We start from the raw sequence: 3,901 nt of genomic DNA, 5'->3' as shown, positions 1-3,901 counted from the left end.
AAAAGCGGCAAGCCTTGCATCGTCATACCGCGCAAGCTGCAGGAGTTCAAGGCGGATAAAATTTTAGTTTCGCTTACCGGCACTGCGGCATCTGCGCGAGCGCTCGATAATTGGCTGGAGCTTTTGCAGCGTGCCAAATCTATCACCGTCATTACCGCAAATCACTACCTTCAGGATGATCTTGCCGAAACTAAGCGCCGTATAAGCGATTATCTAGCCTTGCATGACGTTAAAATCGATGTTTTTGAGGCGTTAAACGCCGAGGGTAAGATCCCTGGGCAGGTGCTACTAGAGTACGCAGACGCGGGCGATTTCGACCTCATAGTCGCGGGCTTGCACTCAGACAGCGGCATAAAAGAAATTTTCTTAGGCGGCGCGTCGAAATACTTCCTGCAAAAGACGAAAATTCCGGTCTTAATGTAGCTTGAAGCTTAGGTGCCGTGTCGCGGTACACCGCCCGCACCGCGTCTAAGCTTAAGTCGGCTTTTAAGCGCCGCAAGCTAAAGCTTAAAATTTAATCGGCTCGCTTTGGCTTTATTAACCTGTCCGCAAATCGTGCAGTTATGCCATTTTGCGGATGAATTACGATTAATTTTTACCGCTAGCTTTGTTGACGAGCCGCGTTTGCTTTGCCGCGGCTAGCGGAAGCAAGTATATCTGCGGCGAGCGAGGGCTGGCAGTCGCGTCAAGTGCGCCGGTCCATCTTTAAGCGCGGCGAGTTTGGAATTTCCATGCTTGTCGTTTCGGCTGCGTCGCGGGTTTCGCATAAATTTGCACTTAAAATTTCCGCTTGCACGTTAAATTTTAAATTACAAGGAGCGCAGATGGCATTTGAAAATGCAATCATCACAAAAGATGATGATGAGAAGTATGGATTGAGTGAAATTTACTACAAATATAATCCATACTATGAGACTTTCATTAATGAATTACGATGGACTATCGATAGGGAGAGAGATTGCTGGGCTTGGTTTCTTTATAGCTTCCCAGGCTATGAATACGACCACGATTACGATACAAAGTCTATTTGGATATTATATCATAAAGGTGAAATTATAGAGATGATTATAGATCATGAGGTAAATATTGATAGAAAAGTAGTTCCAGAGGAATTTCATAGGACTTGGAAACTCCTAGATTTAAAACCAAATCATACGCAAAGTCTTAATAAGCAAGATATTTTGCATTTACTAAAAGAAATTTTAGAGGTATATAGAGATCGTGATTTGTTCGGAGAGGAGCCGAACTATACTATGGAACTACAAGATTTAACCGATAAGGAGGAAAAATAAAATGGAAAATTTAACACTAGAACAAGCAAACGCTAGATTAAAGGGTGCAAATTCGCTTAATGATATTATTGATATTTTAAAAAGTATTGATCTCTCATCATCGGGAGAAACAACAGTATTTTATAGTGGTGTTAGCAGCAGAGATCCAAAGATTGCCAATTGTATTAATAATGATAAGCTCAGGATGATTGATAAAACCGCCGCAGCTGATTTTTTAAATGTAGACCAAAAAAATGGTAATCCAATACTGAAAGAAGCACTGACACGAATTTTTAAAAAAGATGATCCAAATTTTAATATAAAAGATGACCTAGCAAAAAAGAACGGCTCCCTCGTTAAAAACTTCCTTTACAGAACCGATAATGGCGCTTGGGACACAGTATCTAAACGTTTTGCTGCCGCAACAAAAGGCGAAGTAGTAACCATAATAGGTGATGGAGCTAAAGTAGAGAGAACATTCTATCAAACCGAACTTCCCGAACTTCTCAAAAATGAAAATATCACTAAAATCAACGGTATGGATAAGGCGGAATTAGTTTCTAAGCTAAATTCTTGTGCTACCGATAGAGAAAAACTGAATTATATCATCAGTGATCAAAACGCCGTAGCAAAAATAGCAGGCAAAGAAATATCCGAACTAACGCAAGATGATTTCGATAAAGCACGCAAAAACACAAATTTCGAGGCGATATTCAAAGAAAATAAAAATGCGCTAGTTCAAAATTATATCAATGATATAGTCACAAATGATAAAATTCCGTATTCAGAGAAGGTCAAAGAGCTAACTAAGGCTTTTGGTCGCGATAAGCTACCGTTCATCACGAAAGAGCTAAATAGACTAGGGATTATGGGCGGACTAATAGGCTTTGATATGACTATGCAAAGAGCAGATCAGGCACTTAGTGCAGGAAATAGAGAAGAAGCAAGAAGTATCCTCAAAGAATACATGCTAGAAGAAACCGGAGCGAATATAGGCGGCTATATGTTTGCCTCGCTGATTATGCCTAATAAGGGTATGGGCAAAACTAAAGTAATAGCTCTGGCTACACTATTTGGTGCGGTAGGCTCATATCTGGGAAGCGACTATCTCCTAAATCTTTATAAGAATAGAGATTCGTTGTCATATTTTTTAAATCTATATGATCCGAATTGGGTAGGAAGAGACCCATGGTTGCTTGAAGTAATTAAGGAGCTAACGGCTCCTTATGTGGATAAGCTGGATGAATATATGACGAAGGCTTCGGATGCTCTTATAGATTTTACGATCGCAGCTGTCAATAAAATGAATGAAGAATTATCTAACAAACTTCAAAACACTAAGAAATTTTATATCGGACTTGCCGTTTCTATCTTGGAATTTTTCATCGTCGACCCTCTCGCCCTTGATCTTAACGGAGACGGCAAGATCGGCATCAGCCCTGCACCTAACGGCGGAGCCTACTTCGATCACAACGGAGATGGGGTATCTCACAGATCATCTTGGATAAGCAAAGAGGATGGAATTTTAGCCTACGATCGTAACGGCAACGGCAAGATAGATGACGGCGGCGAGCTATTTGGAAATTTCACGCAGATAAAAGATAAAGAGGGCAATCAAAGACTAGCCAAGGACGGCTACGAAGCTTTAAAGGAATTCGATAGCAATAACGACGGGCTCATAGATAATAAAGACGATAAATTTAAAGATCTTAAAATTTGGCAGGATGCGAACTCTAACGGGATCTCAGACGAAGGCGAGCTAAAGAGCTTAGATGAGCTAGGCATAGCCAGTCTAAGCCTAAATCACAATGAGGTAAACGAAGATCTGGGAGGCGGCAATACCCTAAGCCTAAAGGGAAGTTATACTAAAAAAGACGGCACCGCTCATAGTATGGGCGATCTAAATTTCAACGTAGATACGATAAACTCTAAATTTAAAGATGAAACGCCGTTAAGCTCCGAAGATATGGCTAGAGCGAATATCAAAGGCTTTGGATTACTAAGAGATCTAAGATCGGCCGCTGCATTAAATAAAGATCTTGCTGCCGCACTAGATAGCTACTCTCGCTTAAGTACCAAAGAGGAGCAGCTCAAGGCTCTGCCTGCTCTTATAAAAGCCTGGAGCGAGACTGCTGCAAGAAGCATGGGCGGAAATTCTAATGCCGCGGGCTACGAAGTAAACCTAAAAGGGGTGAAGCTTCCAAGCAATGTAAATCTAGGCGCAGGATCGAATATCAACGTAGATGCAGACGGTAACGTGATAAACTCCGGTAATCCAAACGCCAGAAGACTAAGCCTTACTCCGTCTCAATATCAGGCCCTACTAAATAGCTCTAATTCTATAGATGAGAGCTTGCTAAAGGAGTTTGAGAGTATAAAATATAAGATCAAAGTAATCGATGCTTTCACCGGCTCAAAGACTGCGGAGCTCTATTATATAAGCAATGACGATATAAAAGCTATCATCAAAAACACGAACGAGACCTATGAGAAAATTTTAAACTACTCCTATGCTTCGCTACTAGCTCAAACCAGACTAAAAGGCTATGCCGATCTGATAAGTCTAGATATGATCTCCGTGCCTAACGATACGGCTGCGAACGGTGCCTCAGGGTCTGCTAGCGGCGGCG

2 protein-coding genes and 1 pseudogene are annotated in these 3,901 nt (G+C 41.5%); all 3 read left to right on the top strand.

Features of this window, described 5'->3' with window-relative positions; translation table 11 throughout:
- Window positions 1-423: universal stress protein (locus tag Q0369_RS08445; protein ID WP_298098609.1), on the top strand; the 423-nt coding region annotated here is incomplete at its 5' end.
- A gap of 206 nt (window positions 424-629) precedes the next feature.
- The gene (locus Q0369_RS08440) at window positions 630-1,292 is read left to right on the top strand and encodes a hypothetical protein (RefSeq protein ID WP_298098606.1); all 663 of its coding nucleotides are present in this window, start codon (window positions 630-632) and stop codon (window positions 1,290-1,292) included.
- Between the two features lies 1 nt (window position 1,293).
- Window positions 1,294-3,901: pseudogene (locus Q0369_RS08435) on the top strand (hypothetical protein); the annotation flags it as partial.

Origin of the sequence: uncultured Campylobacter sp. (genome assembly GCF_938030685.1) — a bacterium.
Classification (GTDB): Bacteria; Campylobacterota; Campylobacteria; order Campylobacterales; family Campylobacteraceae; genus Campylobacter_B.
This window is presented reverse-complemented; position numbering and strand designations above follow the sequence as displayed.